General features: G+C 55.5%; 19 protein-coding genes. 9 read left to right on the plus strand and 10 right to left on the minus strand.

Annotated features, from left to right (window positions below; genetic code table 11):
* Window positions 1-6: 6 nt before the first annotated feature.
* From AC1D2N_RS01050 to AC1D2N_RS01070, 5 genes are read right to left on the minus strand one after another with little or no spacing between them, the layout of a single operon-like run.
* On the minus strand, window positions 7-1,350 hold the full coding sequence (locus tag AC1D2N_RS01050) for a glycosyltransferase (RefSeq protein ID WP_245484562.1): 1,344 nt from the start codon (window positions 1,348-1,350) through the stop codon (window positions 7-9).
* Complete coding sequence (locus tag AC1D2N_RS01055; protein ID WP_130729361.1) at window positions 1,301-2,251, minus strand: glycosyltransferase; 951 nt, start codon at window positions 2,249-2,251, stop codon at window positions 1,301-1,303. The genes AC1D2N_RS01050 and AC1D2N_RS01055 overlap by 50 nt, the downstream gene beginning before the upstream one ends.
* A complete protein-coding gene (locus AC1D2N_RS01060; RefSeq protein ID WP_130729494.1) occupies window positions 2,248-2,772 on the minus strand; it encodes an acyltransferase in 525 nt (174 codons plus the stop codon). The genes AC1D2N_RS01055 and AC1D2N_RS01060 overlap by 4 nt, the downstream gene beginning before the upstream one ends.
* Window positions 2,772-3,923 (minus strand): glycosyltransferase, encoded by a 1,152-nt coding sequence (locus tag AC1D2N_RS01065; protein WP_128408351.1) that lies wholly within the window; start codon window positions 3,921-3,923, stop codon window positions 2,772-2,774. Before AC1D2N_RS01065 ends, AC1D2N_RS01060 begins: the two co-directional genes overlap by 1 nt.
* A gap of 31 nt (window positions 3,924-3,954) precedes the next feature.
* Window positions 3,955-5,028 (minus strand): endo-1,4-beta-xylanase, encoded by a 1,074-nt coding sequence (locus AC1D2N_RS01070; protein ID WP_018446806.1) that lies wholly within the window; start codon window positions 5,026-5,028, stop codon window positions 3,955-3,957.
* 139 nt (window positions 5,029-5,167) lie between these two features.
* On the opposite strand from AC1D2N_RS01070, the gene AC1D2N_RS01075 reads away from it, so the two are divergent.
* Window positions 5,168-5,611, plus strand: coding sequence for a hypothetical protein (locus tag AC1D2N_RS01075; RefSeq protein ID WP_130729360.1), 444 nt, complete (start codon window positions 5,168-5,170; stop codon window positions 5,609-5,611).
* 108 nt (window positions 5,612-5,719) lie between these two features.
* On the opposite strand, the gene AC1D2N_RS01080 is transcribed toward AC1D2N_RS01075, so the two are convergent.
* Window positions 5,720-6,610 (minus strand): DUF6030 family protein, encoded by an 891-nt coding sequence (locus AC1D2N_RS01080; RefSeq protein WP_130729359.1) that lies wholly within the window; start codon window positions 6,608-6,610, stop codon window positions 5,720-5,722.
* A gap of 736 nt (window positions 6,611-7,346) precedes the next feature.
* Between AC1D2N_RS01080 and AC1D2N_RS01085 the strand changes: the two genes are divergently transcribed.
* The 7 genes from AC1D2N_RS01085 to AC1D2N_RS01115 all read left to right on the plus strand — a co-directional run bounded on the left by AC1D2N_RS01085 (window position 7,347) and on the right by AC1D2N_RS01115 (window position 13,018).
* Window positions 7,347-8,039: a class I SAM-dependent methyltransferase gene (locus AC1D2N_RS01085; protein ID WP_130729493.1), complete on the plus strand. Its 693-nt coding sequence runs from the start codon at window positions 7,347-7,349 to the stop codon at window positions 8,037-8,039.
* A 171-nt stretch (window positions 8,040-8,210) separates the two neighbouring features.
* Window positions 8,211-8,636 (plus strand): helix-turn-helix domain-containing protein, encoded by a 426-nt coding sequence (locus AC1D2N_RS01090; RefSeq protein ID WP_018243196.1) that lies wholly within the window; start codon window positions 8,211-8,213, stop codon window positions 8,634-8,636.
* Window positions 8,637-8,645: 9 nt separating this feature from the next.
* Window positions 8,646-10,493, plus strand: coding sequence for a peptide antibiotic resistance protein (locus tag AC1D2N_RS01095; protein ID WP_130729358.1), 1,848 nt, complete (start codon window positions 8,646-8,648; stop codon window positions 10,491-10,493).
* 20 nt (window positions 10,494-10,513) lie between these two features.
* Complete coding sequence (locus AC1D2N_RS01100) at window positions 10,514-10,726, plus strand: hypothetical protein (RefSeq protein WP_065277193.1); 213 nt, start codon at window positions 10,514-10,516, stop codon at window positions 10,724-10,726.
* 42 nt (window positions 10,727-10,768) lie between these two features.
* Entirely contained in the window at window positions 10,769-11,962 is a 1,194-nt protein-coding gene (locus AC1D2N_RS01105; protein ID WP_065277192.1) for a YcaO-like family protein, read from the plus strand.
* The gene (locus tag AC1D2N_RS01110; protein WP_065277191.1) at window positions 11,959-12,666 is read left to right on the plus strand and encodes a TfuA-like protein; all 708 of its coding nucleotides are present in this window, start codon (window positions 11,959-11,961) and stop codon (window positions 12,664-12,666) included. Before AC1D2N_RS01105 ends, AC1D2N_RS01110 begins: the two co-directional genes overlap by 4 nt.
* Before the next feature lie 103 nt (window positions 12,667-12,769).
* Window positions 12,770-13,018: a hypothetical protein gene (locus tag AC1D2N_RS01115; RefSeq protein WP_065277190.1), complete on the plus strand. Its 249-nt coding sequence runs from the start codon at window positions 12,770-12,772 to the stop codon at window positions 13,016-13,018.
* 264 nt (window positions 13,019-13,282) lie between these two features.
* On the opposite strand, the gene AC1D2N_RS01120 is transcribed toward AC1D2N_RS01115, so the two are convergent.
* Window positions 13,283-13,489: a hypothetical protein gene (locus tag AC1D2N_RS01120; RefSeq protein WP_032980530.1), complete on the minus strand. Its 207-nt coding sequence runs from the start codon at window positions 13,487-13,489 to the stop codon at window positions 13,283-13,285.
* A gap of 220 nt (window positions 13,490-13,709) precedes the next feature.
* Between AC1D2N_RS01120 and AC1D2N_RS01125 the strand changes: the two genes are divergently transcribed.
* On the plus strand, window positions 13,710-13,946 hold the full coding sequence (locus AC1D2N_RS01125; RefSeq protein ID WP_130729357.1) for a hypothetical protein: 237 nt from the start codon (window positions 13,710-13,712) through the stop codon (window positions 13,944-13,946).
* Window positions 13,947-14,756: 810 nt separating this feature from the next.
* Here AC1D2N_RS01125 and AC1D2N_RS01130 read toward each other — a convergent pair.
* The 3 genes from AC1D2N_RS01130 to AC1D2N_RS01140 are packed head-to-tail and all read right to left on the minus strand — an operon-like array spanning window position 14,757 to window position 18,704.
* On the minus strand, window positions 14,757-15,881 hold the full coding sequence (locus AC1D2N_RS01130) for a glycosyltransferase family 2 protein (RefSeq protein WP_047618777.1): 1,125 nt from the start codon (window positions 15,879-15,881) through the stop codon (window positions 14,757-14,759).
* Window positions 15,878-17,632, minus strand: coding sequence for an ABC transporter ATP-binding protein (locus tag AC1D2N_RS01135; protein ID WP_130729356.1), 1,755 nt, complete (start codon window positions 17,630-17,632; stop codon window positions 15,878-15,880). Before AC1D2N_RS01135 ends, AC1D2N_RS01130 begins: the two co-directional genes overlap by 4 nt.
* Window positions 17,625-18,704, minus strand: a complete 1,080-nt coding sequence (locus AC1D2N_RS01140; RefSeq protein ID WP_130729355.1) for a glycosyltransferase family 2 protein — start codon at window positions 18,702-18,704, stop codon at window positions 17,625-17,627. Before AC1D2N_RS01140 ends, AC1D2N_RS01135 begins: the two co-directional genes overlap by 8 nt.
* Window positions 18,705-18,709 lie beyond the last annotated feature (5 nt).

Raw genomic sequence — 18,709 nt, forward strand, 5'->3', positions numbered from 1 at the left:
ACAGCGTCAGCTTATGCTGCTTAGTGCATCGAAGAGCTTTTGTGCTTGTTTTCGCTCGTCATAGTGTTCCTCGATAATGGCGCGCCCCTCGCGTCCCATCGATGCAATTTTTTCTGGTTGCTCCGCGAGCGCCTCCATGGCTGCACGTAGTGCCTCGACGTCACGTTCAGGCACCAACAAGCCAGATTTTCCGTCTGCCACGAGTTCCGGGATGCCGCTATGGTGCGTGCTGACAACGGCAAGCCCCAGCGCCATGGCTTCCATGATGGCAACCGGTATCCCCTCCATGTCGCCATCGGCAGCAATCACGCTTGGCAGCACAAATATATGAGCGTCGTTCAGAAGCGTTCGTACCTTGTCATGCTGTACGCTGCCGTGTAGGACCAAGCGGTCACCCAGCATAAAATCGTCGGCAAGTTCGCGAATATTTTTGAGCAATGGACCGTCGCCAATCATGTCCAGCCGAACATCAAGATCCGGCCTGTTCGCAACCAACCGAGCGAACGCCTCGATGACGTAGCGTTGACCTTTCTTTTCGGTCATGCGGCCAACTGAAATAAAGCGCAGGGGGGCATCGTGTCGCTTTACTCGTTCCTTAAAGCGGAAGGCGCTACAATCAATGCCAAGGCGCTGCGTCCGGATCTTCTCAGGTGATGCACCAAGTTCGATCAAACGGCGGTGCCACAGATCACTGATGGGCAAAAGAAGATCTGCCTGTTCGAGCAGATCGTCGTATATGTCCGCACGCTTGTCCTTCATATATTGTGTGAGGTCGTAACCATGAAAGACGGCGGTTAGCGGAGCATCCACCAGCCCTGCCTTCTTCAACTGCGCGACGACAAGACCGGCGGTACCGAAATGGCAATGGATGATAGCCCGATTTTGCTTTGGCTGCAGCATCGTTGCAAGTATAACTCTAGTCGAAAGTGGTGTGCCATTGCCACTGTGTCGCCGCCTAGCGATGGATGCCAGGAGGCGGTAAGATGTCTTTAGCGGCAGCTTGAACAGATTTCTCAGTAAGGAAGAGACCCTCTTGGCCCTATTGGATCTGCCTGTCCCGTCGATGGCATAACGAATGTCAGTAAAGCCATATTTCTTGGGTAGATCAGATGGGTTGCTGGTTTCCTGTTTCTGAGCCACAACATGAATTGCGACTCCGATGTCACGCAGCCCCCGCATTTCATTGTAAACGAAGGTTTGACTTAATTCGGGAAAGTTACAAGAAAAATACACAACATCAAATTTTGGCATATCTTTACTAATATGCTTGCTGTCATTTTCCATATCGACGGCAGCCAAATTATTTAACTCCCGCGGCAGATCTATTGTTGGCTTCATTGAACTGCTCAATGATTCCCTTCCTAAGTCCTTGATTCCATTTTATTTTAAAGGATAGTTTACTTCTTGGCACGTACCGCATCATCTGAATGACAGGTTTCATTGCCGTCCAGGTCAAAAATGCTCCGACGGGGACACCTTTAACTTTGAATTTTCTATCAAAAAGCTCCGGTCGAAGGATGACCATGCCCTTCCCGTATCGCTCTGCTCTTCCGAGAATCCAGCCCTCCGACACGTATTCTTTCTTGATTATATGCCTAATCCTAGGCTTCGTAGAGTGATAGGCGCGTCCACCCTTCTTCTCCAGGCGCAGCGCAAACGCAGTATCCTGTCCCATGGCGTATTGTTTAACGACTGCATTGGGGCCGAGATTGGCGTGAACGACATAGTCCTCGCCGATGATGGAGCGGCGAAACGCTGAATTCGGGCCAAAGATAAGATAGGCAGGGATGGGCCCGATCTCGAGCTCGCTGTTGACAGCGTAGAGAATGCTCATATGAGCATATTTCAAAACCCAATCCTCGGGCTGCTGTTCCCACTCCGGCAGAATTAGTCCGCCGAACATGTTGTAGTCTGGCTGCTCCTCGGCGAGCCTTACAAATTGCTCAACCCAATCGGGGTCCGGAATAACGTCGTCATCCGTTAAAATGGCGAGTTGGCCTTCTAGATGTTTGAAGCCTGTCGCAAGCGCGTTTTCCTTGCCTTGCTTGGGCTCGAAATAGACTTCCAATGGAAGCCTTGCCTGAAAGGTTTTAAGGATCTCGGCTGTGGCATCCTTGCTGTTGTTATCGACGGCCACGATCTTCCACTGGTCGCGCGGAAGCGTCGTTTGGGTTAGTGCCTCCAGCATCCGAGGTAGCGTCTTTGCGCCATTGTAGGTCGAAAAAAGAATGGTGACCTTGATCGCGCTCATCTTACTCGCTCCGACCCGTCCGAAGGTCGCACCACTTCCTTGAATTCCGCGGTGGGAGGATGACCACTGCCCTCTGCCATGCGTCCGTAACGCGAAATGATTTTGATGTCGCTGCGGATTATCTTTGCCGGATTGCCAGCGACGAGCGAGCGCGGCGGCACGCTCTTGGTTACCACTGAGCCCGAGCCGATGACGCATTCGTCGCCGATCTCGACGCCGGGCAGAATGATACTGCGGGCGCCGATGAAGCAGCGCTTGCCGATCCTCGTGTGGAGATAGAGCCCGCGCGTGAGATCGTGAGTCAGAATCGCTGCCTCAAAGGCGACGTAAGTTTCCGCGCCGATATGCAATCCCCTAGGGTTGGTCTTGTCGAAACGCACGCTCAAGGAAAAGCTGGCCGTCGGATCGATGTCCATTCCCCAGAATTTCGTATAGTAGAGCCACTTGGCCTTCACAAATCCGTTCCGCAGTGGCCGAAATACGTTCAGTCCCCACTTCGGCTTTTTTCCTGTCTGCACCATCAAGTCCGACCCCGGCTGGAAAATTCGTCTAGCACGGAACTGTAATAGTCCTCGAGCGTCCCCGTCTGACGACGTAAGTCGAAGCGCTCGGCCACCAGAAGCGGTGCCCGCGCGCTAAAGGCTGTCCACAGGGTCTGGTCGTTGAGCAGTCTTCCGACCGCGTCCGCCATTCCTGCGACATCCCGCTCCTCCACGAGATAACCAGTTTTCCCCTCTTCAATCGCTTCGCCGACGCCTCCCGAGCGAAATGCGACGACCGGAGTACCGACGGCTTCCGCCTCGAGATTTGCGAGGCCGAAAGCTTCGGCGTGACCATTGTCGAGGGTCACGCTTCCATGGAGATAAAGCTCCGCACTGGCGAGCAGATCTCTTATCTCCGTCTGCGACAGATTTTCATGGATCGTGACGCTTGGCAAGGAACGACGCGCCAGTGCTTCGATTTCCTCCTTCAAGGGACCCTGGCCGACCATGACGAATTCGACCGGGGTGCCGGCGGCAGCCACACGCGAAAGCGCATCGATCATGAAACGATGGCCCTTATAGTCGACGAAGCGGGCAATTGAAACCACGCGCCCTTTTTTTCGGGGACGGGGTTCCATTTTGAAGAGATCGAGATCGATGCCGATATGATGGCGATAGACGCGATCGGCTGGAAAGCCGAGTGCCAGCAACCGGTCTCGGATGAAATCGGAAACGGCGATGTTCCAACTGTTCCATCCGGCCATCTCACTCCGGCCCTTGGCGAAGAAACGCACCTGATTGAAGCCGCCCGGCTTTTTCGGATCGCCGCCATAGGTGGCGTCAAAGCCGTGAAACGTCGTGATCAGCGGCTTGCCGGCGGCCCGGGCCAGCGGGCCGATGACATAGCCGTTCTTTCCAAAATGGGCGTGAACGAGATCGGCTTTGCCGATCGCAGGAAAGAGGAAGGGAAGGCCGATCTGCGGGATTTTCAGTAGCAGTTCACCGGCCCGCGCAATGGGAGAGCGACGGATGTCATGAACCGGAACAGTGGATTTTTTTGTATGCGCCGAAGAAATTCGAGAGCCGGCAAGAATTTCAGCTTCGAAAGAACGAAACGCTACCGCCTGGTTGAGAACAAACGCCTGGCTGGCAGGCAAAAATTTTTCCACATAAATAACGGCTTTTTTCATGAATCTGTTCGCGTCTCCGTTGTCTTGTGCATCACATCGCCTCTATTGCCCGCCGGATACCGTCGATCGCACTTCTTGGCGCATTATTTTCGTCGTAAAGATTAACGCGCTTCGTGCAAGCCGCAGCGGGATCGGCCGCTTTCTCATCGCGCTCGCCGTATTTTTCCGACATGCCCCATACTGTCACGCCTTTCAAGTCGCCATGTTCGGCCGCCACGGTGATCACGTCACTAAAAATATCGGCGTAGGATGCCGGCGTGAAGGCTTTGTCGCGGTTCAGGAAGTGGCAGGACGCATCCAGTTCGGTGATGAAAACGCCGACACCCATGTCCTTCAGCGCCGCGCAGAAGCGTCCCATTCCTTCCGGATCGATCCGGTCGAGGCCGGGGCGGAAATGCGCCTGCAGCCCTACCGCATTGATCGGCGTTTTTTTGGCGACGAGATCCTCGACGATTTTCAGGATGCGCGCACGCTTCTGTTCGAACACGTCGGATTTTTTCTCCAGATGCGTTTCGTTGAGGACCAGCGTCGCGCCGGGATTAGCTTGGTGCGCCATGTCGAAACTCATACGGATATAATCGTCGCCAAGAAGGCGTCGGAAAACACAATCCCGCAGATCCGCTGCATCATACTCCAACGGCTCGTTCACCACATCCCAAGCATCGATCGAGTTCTTATAGCGAGTGACAACCTGTTTTATATGACGGTTCATGGCCGCCTGAATGGTCTTTGCGTCCGTGATATCAGACACCCAGCCCGGGACGCGATACCAGATCAGCGTATGGCCATAAACCCTCATGTTGTTTTTACGTGCAAATGCAACCATGCGGTCGGCGCTACCGAAGCTGAAAACACCCGGTCTCTTTTCCGTCGCATTCCACTTCAGCTCGTTTCGCGGCGTTATTGAATTGACGTTGTCGATGTAAATCTCGGAAGCGATTGGATCGTTGATGTTTTGCAGGTCGATTGCCGATCCGAATCGGAACGACTTCCTATCGGCGAGGGCGCGCAGCCCTGCAGAGGCAGGCACCTGCGCTAGGGCCTGGCCCGCACGAACATACAACAGAGCGAGCGGAACCGAGGCGAGGAAACGTCTTCTATTCATTCTATCTCTCACTGTTAGCTTTTTTCATGTCCGCGGTGGAATTTGAAGGGCCAGGCTCGTCGGCACCGATCCATCACGGGATTCGCGTTCAATTCAGCAGAGTAATGCAACCTCAAATATACTTTCGCCGCAGGGGATATTGTTGGTGTCTGCTAGACTTTTCAGCATATTCCAAGATATAAACCGCTCGGGGAGGGCGCTCGTGATGGAAGATTGGTCCAGCTATCTGATGAGCTATTTTTATATGGCAATTCAAAATGCCGTTTTTTTTATGGCGCCTGTTCGAAACGATCTATCGCTCCTCGATGACCGGCAGTTCGCAGCCCTTGTTCTCGGCATCATCGGCGTCATTTTCCTCCCGCTTGCAGCGCTCGTCAGAATGTCGTGGCGGCTGCGTCAATCGGAGATCGTCATTCGCTCGCTGAACGAAGACCTTGCGCAAGTCACGCAGGACCTCAATGTCGAGCGTGTCTGGCGCCTGGCGGGTGGGGACAGCACCGAAGGGCCGAGTGCGGACAGTTTGAAAGAGCTTTACAAGATTCTGGCCAGAGATCACGACGATGCAAGTTACATGGCGAGATAAGTCGGCGCGCGGCGGGAAGTCAGAAATCTAGAAGATGTCCGCCTTTTAGTGCTCTATCTCTTTGTTTTTGCACAATTTCTGTGAAGCCGGCGCACCATTGGAATTGCTCTAATGCCGATGCTCCGGACTTTCTGCCGGGGCCCCGGCATTGGAAGGCTCGGAGACTGATTCCGGTTGCGCGCTGTTGATGTCGACCGCATGGTCGGGCAATGGCAGCCATATTCTGCCGGAAAAGTAATTTCTCGTTCTTTTCTGTGGTCCTGAAGTCGCATCCAGCGAGAGTGTGAAATTGTAATTCCCGGGATTGAGCACCTCGCGGGTGAAGCTGATACTGGCTCCGAAGCCGTCTTCCTTGATATCCCTCAGGTTCTTGATGGCGTTCAGGGTCTCGTGAAAATCGAGCCATTGCGGTTGCCGCAGCATGATTTGGAAAATTCGCAGAATGCCGGGATCGAGCTGGCCATTTTGATCGGTCTCGGGATTGACGATCTTCACGCGCATATTGTTGATCGTGCCGGCGGCGTCGCCGCGAACGATGACGAAGATGGAGTTCGGGAGCTGATCCTTTTCCCGCTTGCCGCTCTGCTCGAAAAAGCATTCGAACGTATCAGCGTTGAAGCTCGTCGCCGCCCAATCGGTGGTTTCGATGCCGGCATTGCGCAGCGCCGCACACATTGCGGCGCCGGATATCCGCCATGTCCGTAGAAAAGTCGACGCGGTCTGTGCGGCCGGCGGTTCAATGACATGCAAGGGAAGCGCGAAGGTGGCTGGAGGCGCCGGACGGGGAAGAGCTTTGGGCGGCGGCGGCCTGACCTCAGGGAGAAACAGATCGAAGCTAAAATAACGGCTGACCGTCTTTAAGTGTTTCATGTCGTTGGAAAGCAGCACCGTTCCCATAACCAGCGAGAGGGAAATCGTCAGCAGCAACCAGAAGACAACGGGAATCCGCGGTTTTCTCACCGGCTGTTTCGCATATGCGGACGACGAAGTATCGGGCAAGCTTGTCTTCTCCGGCGTGCGAGAAGGGTTTCGATCGGGCGGTCTAGAGCATTTCCGTTTTTCTCCAAGCCACGGAACCCTCTATCTTTTTGTTTTTGCGCAATTCCGGACTCAAACCGCCGCGCACTTTTGCTGGAATTGCACCAAAGCATGTCGCGCAAAAGTGTGCAGCGGTTTTGCGACAACGACATGCGTAAAATCAAAGACCTAAAGCGCGAGGAGCGAATCTAAAAGATCGCGACGCGCTTTAGGCCAAGCATATACATTCAGCCGTTAAATATCTTTGGCTTCGTGTCGGCAATTGGGCACCTTTGTGTGTCATCAGGAAGCGAGCGCTGCAGATTTCGGCGGAGGCGCTTCAACCTGATGTCGATTGGGAATCTCCAATATAGCTAGGAGCAATCGCGGTGGCAGATGGCGAATGATCTCACCATTCGGTCTATGAATCGATCAGCGTTAGCTCGGCTTCCGCGTGATTTCGACGGATTATTCTTATCGTTATTATGATTAAGATGGGATATTCTGGATAATTTCTGAATTATTATATGATAACTATCCATATGTAAGTATATACTATATTCTCTGTCTATTTTCGCGCAAAAGTTTTTATTTTTATTATGAAACCATAGATTATATTTTGGATATCCTTGGAATCGGACGGGTTTTGGTGATTTCCATCAAATTTTCGACGTATTCTTCGATAGGGTTTGCCGCGCAATCGCCGAGGGGAAGGGATATGTCCGTCGAGCTAGACGCAACCAGCTATGTTCACGCCAAACCGACCACCGCGCACGCCTACATCTTGCCCGCCGTGCTCGATGTGCTGGAGAGCCATTTCGACGGTTCTCTTGAGAAAGACGTCTTTGATTTGGGATGCGGTACCGGCGGGGCAGCTGCGGCTCTTGCAGGAAAGGGATATTATGTCGTCGGCGTCGATCCTTCCAGCGATGGCATCGCGAAGGCCAATATCAATTATCCCGAACTGCCGCTGAATGTCGGCTCGGCGTATGACGACCTTTCCAGGGAATATGGCACATTCAATGCCGTCATCAGCCTGGAGGTCGTCGAGCATGTCTACGATCCTAAGGCTTTCACCTCGACGATGTACGATCTCGTCAAGCCGGGCGGCATCGCCGTGATTTCGACGCCCTATCATGGGTATCTGAAGAACCTTGCCCTGGCTGCGGTGGGGAAAATGGACGACCATTTCATGCCGTTGACGGATCATGGGCATATCAAGTTCTGGTCGAAAAACACGCTGAGTACGCTGTTGCTGGATGCCGGCTTCGACAATGTTCATTTTGAATATGTCGGAAGGATTCCCGTTTTCGCCAAGTCGATGATCGCTGTTGCGCAAAAGCCTCTTAGACACGGCGTCGGAGCTGCACTGATTTCGGACGGCATTCGTCCGCTGCGACGTGCGCGATAAAGCACGGCGCGCACCCGCGCCAAATGCCGCCCGTTGCAATAATCCACAGGTTGCTTTTACTGTCTGCACTGCTGAAAAAAACCCTTACGAAATATTTACTTTTAGTTGCATTCTTGCTTAAACTCTCCATTATACAGCTGGGCGTGCTGATAACGCGGGAGACTTATTCACATGAAGGCTAAATCGCCGAATTCGATCGACGTCTATGTTGGCAATCGCGTGAGAGTTCGGCGGAAGACGCTCGGGATGACCCAGAACGGCTTGGCCGAACTTCTGGGCATTACCTTCCAGCAGATCCAGAAATACGAAAAAGGAACGAATAGAATAGGCGCCAGCCGTCTTCAGCGCATATCCGAGATTCTTCGCGTGCCCGTCGGCTTTTTCTTCGAGAACGGCGGCGCCGGGCCGATCGATGGCGAGACGAGTGAATTGAACAGCTTTTTGTCCTCGAAAGAGGGACTGGCGCTCAACAAGGCATTCATCGCCATCGAGGACCCGAATATCAGGCAAAAGCTGGTGGCGTTGGCCAAAAGCCTGGCAGCCGCGGGATTGCCTGAAAGCGACATTGAGTTGCACGATTCGGTTATGAACAGCTGAGGACGTATCGTGCTCCATCTGCAGACATTCGGCGATCTGCGGTTGATCGAGACGAATGGCGATCCGGTTCGCTATCCGATCAAGGGCCTGTTGATGATGGCCCATCTCTATGCCGGCGCGGGCCATGAACACAGCCGCTATGAATTGGCTCAGTTTCTATGGAATGACGTCGAAGCTGATCTGGCGCGGCTCAATCTGCGCAAACTGCTTTCCCGCATCCGCGAGACAGACGGCGGACGCGCCGAAATGCCCTTCGATTTCACCGCCACCACGGTTCGTCTCAACACGCAGGTAGTTTCCAGCGATCTGGATATTTTTCGCGCCGGCGGTTCGCCGCTGGAGCGGCTGAACGCGATCGCCGAACTGACCCAGCGCGGGTTCATCGGAAATATCAAACCAGCGACAAAGTTGATAGATGCGTGGATCAGGGCGCAACGGGACACTCAGGCGCTGCAATTGCGGCAGGCATTGCTGGATGCGCTGCCGGATGCGCAAAAGCCCGGCGCGACGCGCACCATTTCCAACGCCGCCCTGCAGATCCTCGAACGGGATCCGAAAGACGAGCAGGTCAGAGCCTTACTGCACCGGCTATCTGGCAGTTCGTCCCTCAATGAGAGCTTGTCGAACGGCGACGATCATGCCCGGGTACAGGTGAAGCGGTCAGAGGCCGGTGGTGAGACACCTGCCGACATCGAGCGTATATCGCCGATGCCGCTGATCTTGCCTCGCCTGGTGCTGCTTCCCCCGACGTCGAAACATGCCGATGCCGGACTTGCGCTTGCCAACGCCCTGATCGAAGACGTCACGATCGAACTCTGCGCGCTCAGAAACATTTCCATCGTCGCGCCACATACGGCCGGCCAGATCCGCCGCGACTCCGAGAAGGCTGCCGTGGTCGCCCGTCATTCGATCGCCTATCTTCTGGATACAAAGCTTTCCGAAGAGGGATTATTCGCCCAGCTGGTTTATTTTCCCACGGACGAGATTATCTGGGCCAATCGCTTTGCGATGACGCCCGATATATTGCCGCGTCAGAGACGGCTGATCGCGCAGCAGCTGACCATGTCGGTGGCCCGCGAGCTGGCTGAAAACGAGGAAGAGCGCTTACGTTTCGAAGCCAATCCTGAGGCCTATCACGCCTATCTGGTCGGCTCGAGCCTGATGAGCAAGTTGACATTGCCGCATATCCGCCGGGCACGGAAGGCATTCAAGCAGTCATTGTCGCACAAGGCGGATTTTTCTCCGTCATTTACCGGGCTGGCGAGGACCTTCACCAGCGAGTGGCTCGTGACGGCGCAGGGAAACAATGAGCTGCTGCATCTGGCGGAACAGAATGCACTTCGGGCCATCGAGCGGGATCCGGCATCGGCGGCGGGCCATCGCGAGCTTGGCGTCACCAAACTCTATCTCGGCGATGTCGATGCCAGTGTCGCAGCACTTCATCTGGCGGAAGAACTCAGCCCGCATTTTGCCGATGTCATCTATAGCCATGCCGACACGCTCGTGCATGCATCCCGCCCCGGCGATGCGCTCGCCAAGATCAAAAAGGCGATTTCGCTCAATCCGATAGCGCCTGACGCCTATCTCTGGTGTGCTGCGGGAGCGAGTTTTTTCCTGGAACAGTACGAGGAGGCCATCGCCTATGTCGAGGCGATGAAAGACAAAGCGCCGGCCCATCGCATCGCCGCGGCCAGTTGCGCAATGATCGGCGATCGAAAACGGGCGCTCTTCCATCGGCAACGAGCCGAAAGCATCAACCCGGTCTTCGACGTCGAGAAGTGGCTCGCCATCGTCCCCTTCAAGGAACATTGGCAAAAAGAGCTATATCGGGAGGGCCTATTGAAGGCCGGTTTTTAACAATAACTTAGGGGCATTACATGGCGAAAGTTGTCATTTTAGGTATACCCGGCGAGGCGGGTCTCTGGCTTGCCGATCTCGGCGCGGGGACGGTCAAGCCTCTTAATCCGACGGGGGATTTGGGGACTGCGAACGACCTGCGCAAAGCCGGCGGCACATTTGTGAAGGGCGTCGACCTCGCCGTCGCCGTTTCGTCGGCGCAGGTTGCCCTTTCCGGTCACGTCGACGGCTGAGCCGGCATTCTGACGGACTGGTCCGTATATTCCGAGAGGGTTATGTCGCCGCGGGAAACCCTTTCCCGCGTCGAACCTCTTTTGGCCGGGTTCGGCATTACCAGAGTTGCGCGACATACTGGACTGGACGACATCGGAATCCCGGTCTGGTGCGCATACGCCCCGAATTCCCGCTCGATCGTGATTGCCCAGGGAAAGGGCCTGACCGATATCGACGCCAAAGTATCCACTGTCATGGAAGCCCTCGAACGGGCGGTTGCCGGCGAACCCTCCGTCGATCTCGTCCACGGCACCTCTTCCCGTCTGCAGGCGATGGGACGCAAGACCGACATGCTGAACTGCCTGACCGCTCTTCATAAACCCGATCTCGGACCGGACGAGGAGACGGAATGGGTTGCCGGCGTCAATATCCTCACCGGCGACGAGGTTTATGTCCCCTTTGAAGCGGTGGTGCTCGACCGCACCCGTGACGCGCGATACTGGATGTCTTCGGACGGCCTGGCGTCGGGTAACAATGCCGAGGAGGCGATCTTTCATGGCGTCCTGGAGCGCATCGAGCGTGACGCCCATGTGCTGTGGCAGGTGGGCGCGGAAGCGGATCGTTACGCTGGTTGCGTCGATCCTCGCGGCTTTAAGGACGGCGCTTTGGGCGGGCTGATCGACAAGATCGAAACATCGGGATTGGCGCTCAGGCTCTTCGATATCACCAGCGACATCGGAATCCCCTGTTTCACCGCCATGCTGGGCCCTGGGGATCTCATTCCGGGCCGTCGGGCTCTTCGCGGCGACAGGGACATTCGCCTCGTGGAGGTGACCGGCGGCACCGGCGCGCATCCGTCTCCCGTGCGCGCGGCCATTCGGGCGGTGACGGAGGCAGTGCAATCCCGACTGACCTATATCAGCGGAGCCAGGGACGATATTTCTTCCGCAACGTTCTCACGATGCTTGCCGCCGCTGATGCGGCAGGCCTTCGCTGCGGTTGCGGCACCGCCCACTGCCGCCATCGGCCATGACGAGGTGGCAGGACATGGGCAGCAGGATCTGGCCCACTTGCTGCAGCATGTGCTCGACCGGCTGCGCAACAGGCGGATCGCTTCGGTGATCGCCGTGCGCCTTAGCGACGACACGCTTCCCTTCAGTGTCGTCAAGATTGTCATTCCCGAGCTTGAAAATCCGGAGGGGGAGCGCGCCCGGCGGTTTGGAACGAGGGCGCTTGCCAGGGCAATAGGGTTTTGAAGATCATTTTCGCAGGGCCCAGTCTTTCCGATGCGGCGTCGCTTGCCGGCGAGAGGATAGGCGTCCTACCGCCTGCGACGCAGGGCGATGTCTTGGCTGCGTTGGAACAGGGCGCCAATGTCATCGGCCTGATCGACGGCGGCTTCGAATATGCCGCACCGGTCTGGCACAAGGAAATTCTCCATGCTCTTTCGCTGGGCGTCGCGGTTCTCGGGGCGGCAAGCATGGGCGCGCTGCGCGCTGCCGAATGCCATTCGTTCGGCATGATCGGGATCGGCCGCATTTTCGAAGACTATCGCACCGGCCGGCTGGTCGACGATGCCGCCGTCGCACTCACTCACGCGCCGAGCGCGCTGGGCAGCAAGCCGCTGACGGTTCCGCTCGTCAATGTCAGCGCAACGCTCGATGTGATGCAGGATAGCGGGCAGCTGGCCAGTGGGTTGCGTCAAGAGCTCGAAGATGCCGCAAACGCGATATTCTTCAAGAAGCGAACGTGGCGGGCGGTCGTCGAGCAATGTGCAGGGCTGGCCGAGCCGGATCGTCCGCGGCTGCTGGCGGCACTTTTGTCGAATGCCGTCGATCAAAAACGCATCGATGCCTTGGAATTGTTGAAAGCCGTGCAGGACGCCCGCGACATTCGCTCGAATGCAGATTTGCCGTGGAAACTGCACGAAACCGCATTCCCCACGCGCCCTGCATTGTGAATTGAACTCGGCATTTGTCACCGAGGGTTGTGTCACGCTTTTTTCACGGGCTGGATCACGTCCACAGGCGTATCATTCCTTCAATTCATTGGAGAAATGGGGCATGGGCGTGACATCGGTTGTCAAGATAAAAGCAGACCAAGGGGCAGAAGACGGACTGGAAGAACTCGTCGCATTGGCGCGGATGATCGCCTATGCGCGACAGGTCTCTCAGGATGTCAAACTGCCGTTTGCGACGAATTGCCTCGACCTTGCGCTTGAGGCGGTGAAGCAGGAGGTCGGGGAGGGCTTGACCAGGGAATTGGCCGAATTGAGCTCCCCGGTTCCGCAAGTGAGCGTGAGAAGCCATTAGACCGGCATGCGTCCGATCGGACGCACTGGAAACGCTCTACCACTTCAAACACATGCATAACCCCGAAAATCGGCACCGATTTTCGGGGTTATGCATGTGTTGCTGTGCAAGTGAGCGGTCAATCGAAGTCCATCTGTGAGCTGGCGCGAATTGTAGGTTGGGAGAAGCCCGCCTCGTTCTGGGCCGCGCGCGCGGAAGCGGCGGCGATTTTGGGTCTCACACATCGTGCGGACGATCGGCCGATTGGCGGCCGATCCGTTGACCTCAATGGGTCAAATTGCGCTTCTGGGCCAGCAGCAAAATGTAATCGTCGGCAATGTCTGCTATGGCCATGGCGACTTCCGCCGGATCGCATCCCTCGACCTTCGTATTTGTAATGAACTGATAGACCGCCTTTTCGATCTGCTTCCGGCAGATCATCACGCGCTCATCGTAACCAAATTCCGGAATCTGCGATGCCATATCACTCATCAGGTCGGCTCCCTCGCTACTTACAGTGACCATGACACAAATTATAAGTTGAGCAAGCAAATGCTTTATGAAGGGTTAATTCGCTGGCGAGGTGCGACCATTTCGACACAGGTCGGGGCATGTCGGGGCCTCCGATGTATTGAATCAGGACTGTCCAACTTCGCCCAAGCATATCTCGCCAAGAGGATAGGAATTTCTGACGCCGCAAGGACAGCCTCATATGCCGAGACTTGATGTGACAGGCCGAATGCTGTTGGCTGAATCGGCCAGTCCAGATCGTATTGAATTGTATAATAACTTTATTTATCAGGTTGTTAATATTTCGTGCGGCGGTGTTAAATTGCATCGGCAACTTTTCCACGCCCGGCCAGCCCAGGACTATTGGGCCATCGGCCGTAACAACCTCACCAGTGCGCCGGCAGGTTGTCGGACCGTTGAGAACCGGGGAGGGAAATAACTTTCGGGAGATTTCTCCGAAAGCTAAACGCCGATTCTTGTGAAATGAAGGAGCTAATAAAACCAATAACGATAATTGAGTAGAACAAATAAAATTTATCAAAAGGTAAATTTATTGTTTTCAGATAATGGTTGTATTTAAACATCAATTATAAGACGATTTAAATTATATCAAACTATAATCATAGGGTGCGTTCTTCTTGGGAACAGCAGCGATAATTATAAATTTCTATTGGAAAACAATATCAACTTCATGACGATTGCGCCGCTTCCGCAATTTCATTGCTGATCTCGAAATATCCGGAGATAAATTGCAATTATGGTCAAAATATTAAGCAGGGAAAGCCGGAAATTCGACCGTCACTTGCCGATGATGCGGGATTTTCTCATCAAGCCGATCTCAACAGCGTAATATCGTCATCCGAAGGAAGATCTATCTACGCTGATGCAGCGACAACGGCGACCGCATTTGTGCAACCAGCCGAGAAGCAAAGTTGAGGACCCGCCGGGGTGGGTGACGGGTCCTCCAGTCGGAATGCCTGCACTGTACGTAGGTATGATTTCAGTTAAATTCGACATTGTCGAAGATCATTATTGGGGTAGTTCTTTTTTTCTTTAGATTACTCTCTTTTTTAGCAATTGCTATTCTACATCAATATAAAATTTCATAGTACAAAATAGTGAGATAGTCACCAGGCTGATGGAAAGGGAGGGGTTTCAAACCTTTGGATGTTTGACGGCGCTCGATCTCTTCGGCGCGACAATAGCGGCCGAGCGGAAAACGCCGTCGACAGCCGTTCAGCCGACAGATTCAAGCCTCCTGCAATGAGGTCGCCGCAGCGCATTCGTCAGACCGATCGATCTCAGATAAGCGGCTGAGCAATGTCTTCGTTCTGAAGCGAGACCAACCGCCGACCAAGGGCAGAAGCGGGTCTATCTCTTCGAATTTCCTCAGATTCTTTTGCTTTTGCTCCCTCGCTGGCCAGATTTTCGACAACGCCCTGCGTGCGGCTCTGTCAGATTTTGTAAAGATCAATCTGGCGAGGACGCCGGAGGCGACCATAGGGCTATGATGATAAATGTGTTTGAGCGAGGTTGCAGCGCTGGGCCAATCTTTCAAAGCGGCAAATTTTGAAAATGCATAAAGATGCGCCGACGCGCGGGCGCAGCTGACGACAAATGCCGGAAGCTGGGGATTGCGAGCGATACATCGCTCGGTCACCGCCAGAAGCGATCGCGCCATCCGCGACCTGTCTGAAGACATGGCTGCGGAATGTGAGCGATAGCCCACCAGACCCAACGGCACCGTCTCGATCTTGAAATGTTCAGCGGTGCGGAGTTCGAAATCGAAATCCTCGCATCCTCCAATCCCCTTTCTGGCATAGCTTGAATCGTAGCCGCCGATCTTGTCGACGACAGCGCGGCGAACCATGAAGCCGCTGCCATTGCCGACGAAGCGGAATACGAGATGACGGTTGAGAATGCTGTCGCGGGCGTTCAGCGACGAACCGGATCTCGTGCAATATCCTTCGGTATCGATGAAGCGGTGAAGGGCATAGACCGCGCCCCAGGCGTCCGGCAGGGGATGGAGCGCCGCAAGCATTCTTTCGACATAGGTCGGATGCCATATGTCGTCCGCATCGAGGAAGGCGATATAGGCGGATTTCGATGCTTTTATTCCGGTATTGCGGGCCGCAGCGACGCCACGGTTTTCGGTCGACAGAATCCGCATCCTTGGGTCGCCCGCAGCGAAGCGGCGACAGATCGAGACCGTGTCGTCCGTCGAACCGTCGTCGATGATGACGATTTCCAGTGCCTTGTGGGTCTGGTTGCTGACCGACTGGAGCGTGTGGGCAAGGTAGCGGCTGGCGTTATAAGCAGGGATAATGACGGCCACTTGAATGCGGGATGTGGTTGGCATCTCCATCGCTGTCACCCGAGCTTGGATGTGGGGGTGGGGGGGCGGAGATCGATCCGGTTCTTCATCAGCCTGGCCACAGCGGGCCGATGGCTAACGACGATCAGCGTTCTGCCGGCGTCTTCTTTCATCGCCGAAAACACCCGCATTTCTGTCTCTTCGTCGAGTGCGCTTGTTGCTTCGTCCAGCAGCAGGATCTGAGGCCGGCCGGCGAGCGCGCGCGCCAGACCTATGCGCTGCCTTTGTCCGCCCGAAAGCCGGATCGCCTCGTCGCCCAGCCATTCATCAAAGCCATACGGCAGATCTTTGATGAATTCCGTTGCGCAGGCCACATCGGCCGCCCAGCGGATATCCTGCTCCGAGATATCACGACGAAACCGGATGTTGTCGAGGACCGTGCCTTCCATCAGTTCAACATCCTGGCCCGACACGGAGAGCAGTTGCAGCCAGCTGGAATGGTCGATGGTTGTCAGATCCCTGCCGTCGACTGTGATCAGCCCCTGGGTCGGCGGGTTGAGATCGAGAATCATATTGAGGATCGTGGTTTTGCCGGAGCCACTCGGCCCCGTCAGAGCCGTCGTCTCGCCTGCTCTGATTGCGAAGCTGAGATCGTGAACCGCCGGGGCGTTCGATCGCTCATAGGCGAACGAGACGTTGTGGAAGACAATCGCCTCCGCCAGGCGGCTTACCTTCTCCCCTTGCGATGCCTGCTTGATGTCATCCTTCTCTGAAAGCAGGGCCAGGACGTTTTGCAGGGACGCTTCCATCTCGTAAAGGCTGAGAATCTGGGAATCAAATCCCTTGATATGCGGCTGAAGCCTGTAGAGAAGGATCGTGGCCGAGAGCGCCGCCTTGAAATCGACCGGCAGGAATTCCGAGGACAGAATGATCGTCAGGATGACCCCGAAGGTCAGCATTTCGCTGAGAAGCGAGGTTATCGCTCCCATCCCGTCTGACCGGCGCCAGGTCTGGCCGACGTCGTTGGAAAGCGCCTCGAAGAGTTGTTGGTGGCGCTTTTCCATGCCGAAGCTTTTGACGGCCTTCAAAGTCTGCAGCGTTGTCCAGCTCAACTGTGTCAATGCTTCCACCGCAGCCAGTGCAGAGGCACCGAGACGGCGGTAGGCACCGGCAAAGAAACCCAATACAAAATTATGGATGAAGCCGAAGGCGAGAGCCAGCAACGCGATCGGCCAGGCCATTATCAGCATGCCGACGCCGAAAATCACAATCGTCCCGAAATTCACCCCCAGCCGTACCAGACTGGCATGCGCCGACGATACCGCATAGGATTCGGTCGCGATGACGTTGATCAGGTCGCTGCGCTCATAGTCTTGAAAGCGCTGGAAGGGCATGGTCAAGACCTTGGCGTAGAGGCGGTCTCGCATGCGGTCGCTAATTCGGTGGTTCACTGCGCTTGCAATGAGCGAATTGGCGCATCCCAATAAAATCCGGAACAGGATGGAGCCGATGAGGATGCCGATCAGGACAGGCTTCGAAAGACTGAGGTCGATGCCGCCAAAAATCGCTGGAAGCCATGCCACGGCGGAGCCGGAAACGGGACCTTGCTGCCCGAGAAGAAAGACGAGGCTGACCAGAAAGGTGATGCCGACCATTTCCGAGAACCCTGTGAGAATTCCCAGGATGATCATTACCGTCATCTTGAGCCGCAGCGCCGGTACGAGTTGCCGAAGCTCGCGAAATCGAGACGCAACGACCAGGTTGTAGGCTCTTGCGGGCATGGCGGAAGGCGGCTTTCGAAACCTATTCATTGTTGACCATCCGCGAAGAGGTCAGGCCAGTTGCTTCCCTGGCAGGCATGGCCGTGAAACGATCGCTAAATGCTGTTCCGGGTTGCGGAATGATCGCGCCGGCGAAGCGGGTTTTTGGCCGGGCCGGAGGTTTGCCGAGCGCGCGCTTTGCTATACCCCTGGCGTTGCGTTTCGCCTGGCGCCAGCCTTGCTGCACGCCATGGACGATGAGCTGTAAGGAGTATTTTCTTACCATCATCGGCGCCAGCTTGTTGACTTGCGCATAATCGTTGCCAAGAAACGCCTTCTTGAAATACCAGCTCGCCGTGTTGAATTCCGCTGTCCGGATATCGCGCGCAAGCTGCGGATAGCGTTCGATGATCGGGGCCATCACCAGCGCATGGGACTTCAGCATCCGGTAGGCGTTGCTGGACATATTTCCCTTGGTGAAGCGATAACCGGTCAGGAAATCGGGAACCAATGCGAAGGGCAGCGTCTCGGCCAAGGCCAGATAAAGTTTCAGATCTTCACATCCCTCGGCCCCGTTGTCGCGCAGGCCGGCGTCATAGCCGCCGCAGCGAAGGATCTCCGTGCGCGGCATCAGGGGTGTGCTGCCATTACCGATGAAATTTTCCCTCAGCAGAGGTTCGAAGATGTTTCCTTGATGCATGACCGGTCGTGAATGGCCGAAAATGATGCCGTTCTCGTCGATCGCCGCATACCAGTTGTAGGCGACCCCCTGTCCGTCGGGAAATTTCCGCAGCGCCTGAAGCTGGAGCTCGATCTTGCTGGGATGCCATGTGTCATCGGCATCAACCGGGGCGATGTAGGGGCCGCGGGCCTCCTGGATGCCGCGGTTGCGCGCGCGCGCAACCCCTCCATTCTCCTGGCGGAGAACCCGTACACGGCGATCGGTCAGGCCATAGTCGCTGGCAAGTTCGAACGTACTATCCCGCGACCCGTCGTCGACCACAAGGATTTCGAGCTTGTCGTAGGACTGGCTGGAGACACTTTGCAATGTTTCGGCAAGCGTCTTCTCGGCGTTGTAAGCCGGTATGACGACGGTGATGAGAGGGGCCGCAACGCCAGTCATGGTAT

This window comes from Rhizobium sp. P1_B8 (assembly GCF_056406515.1).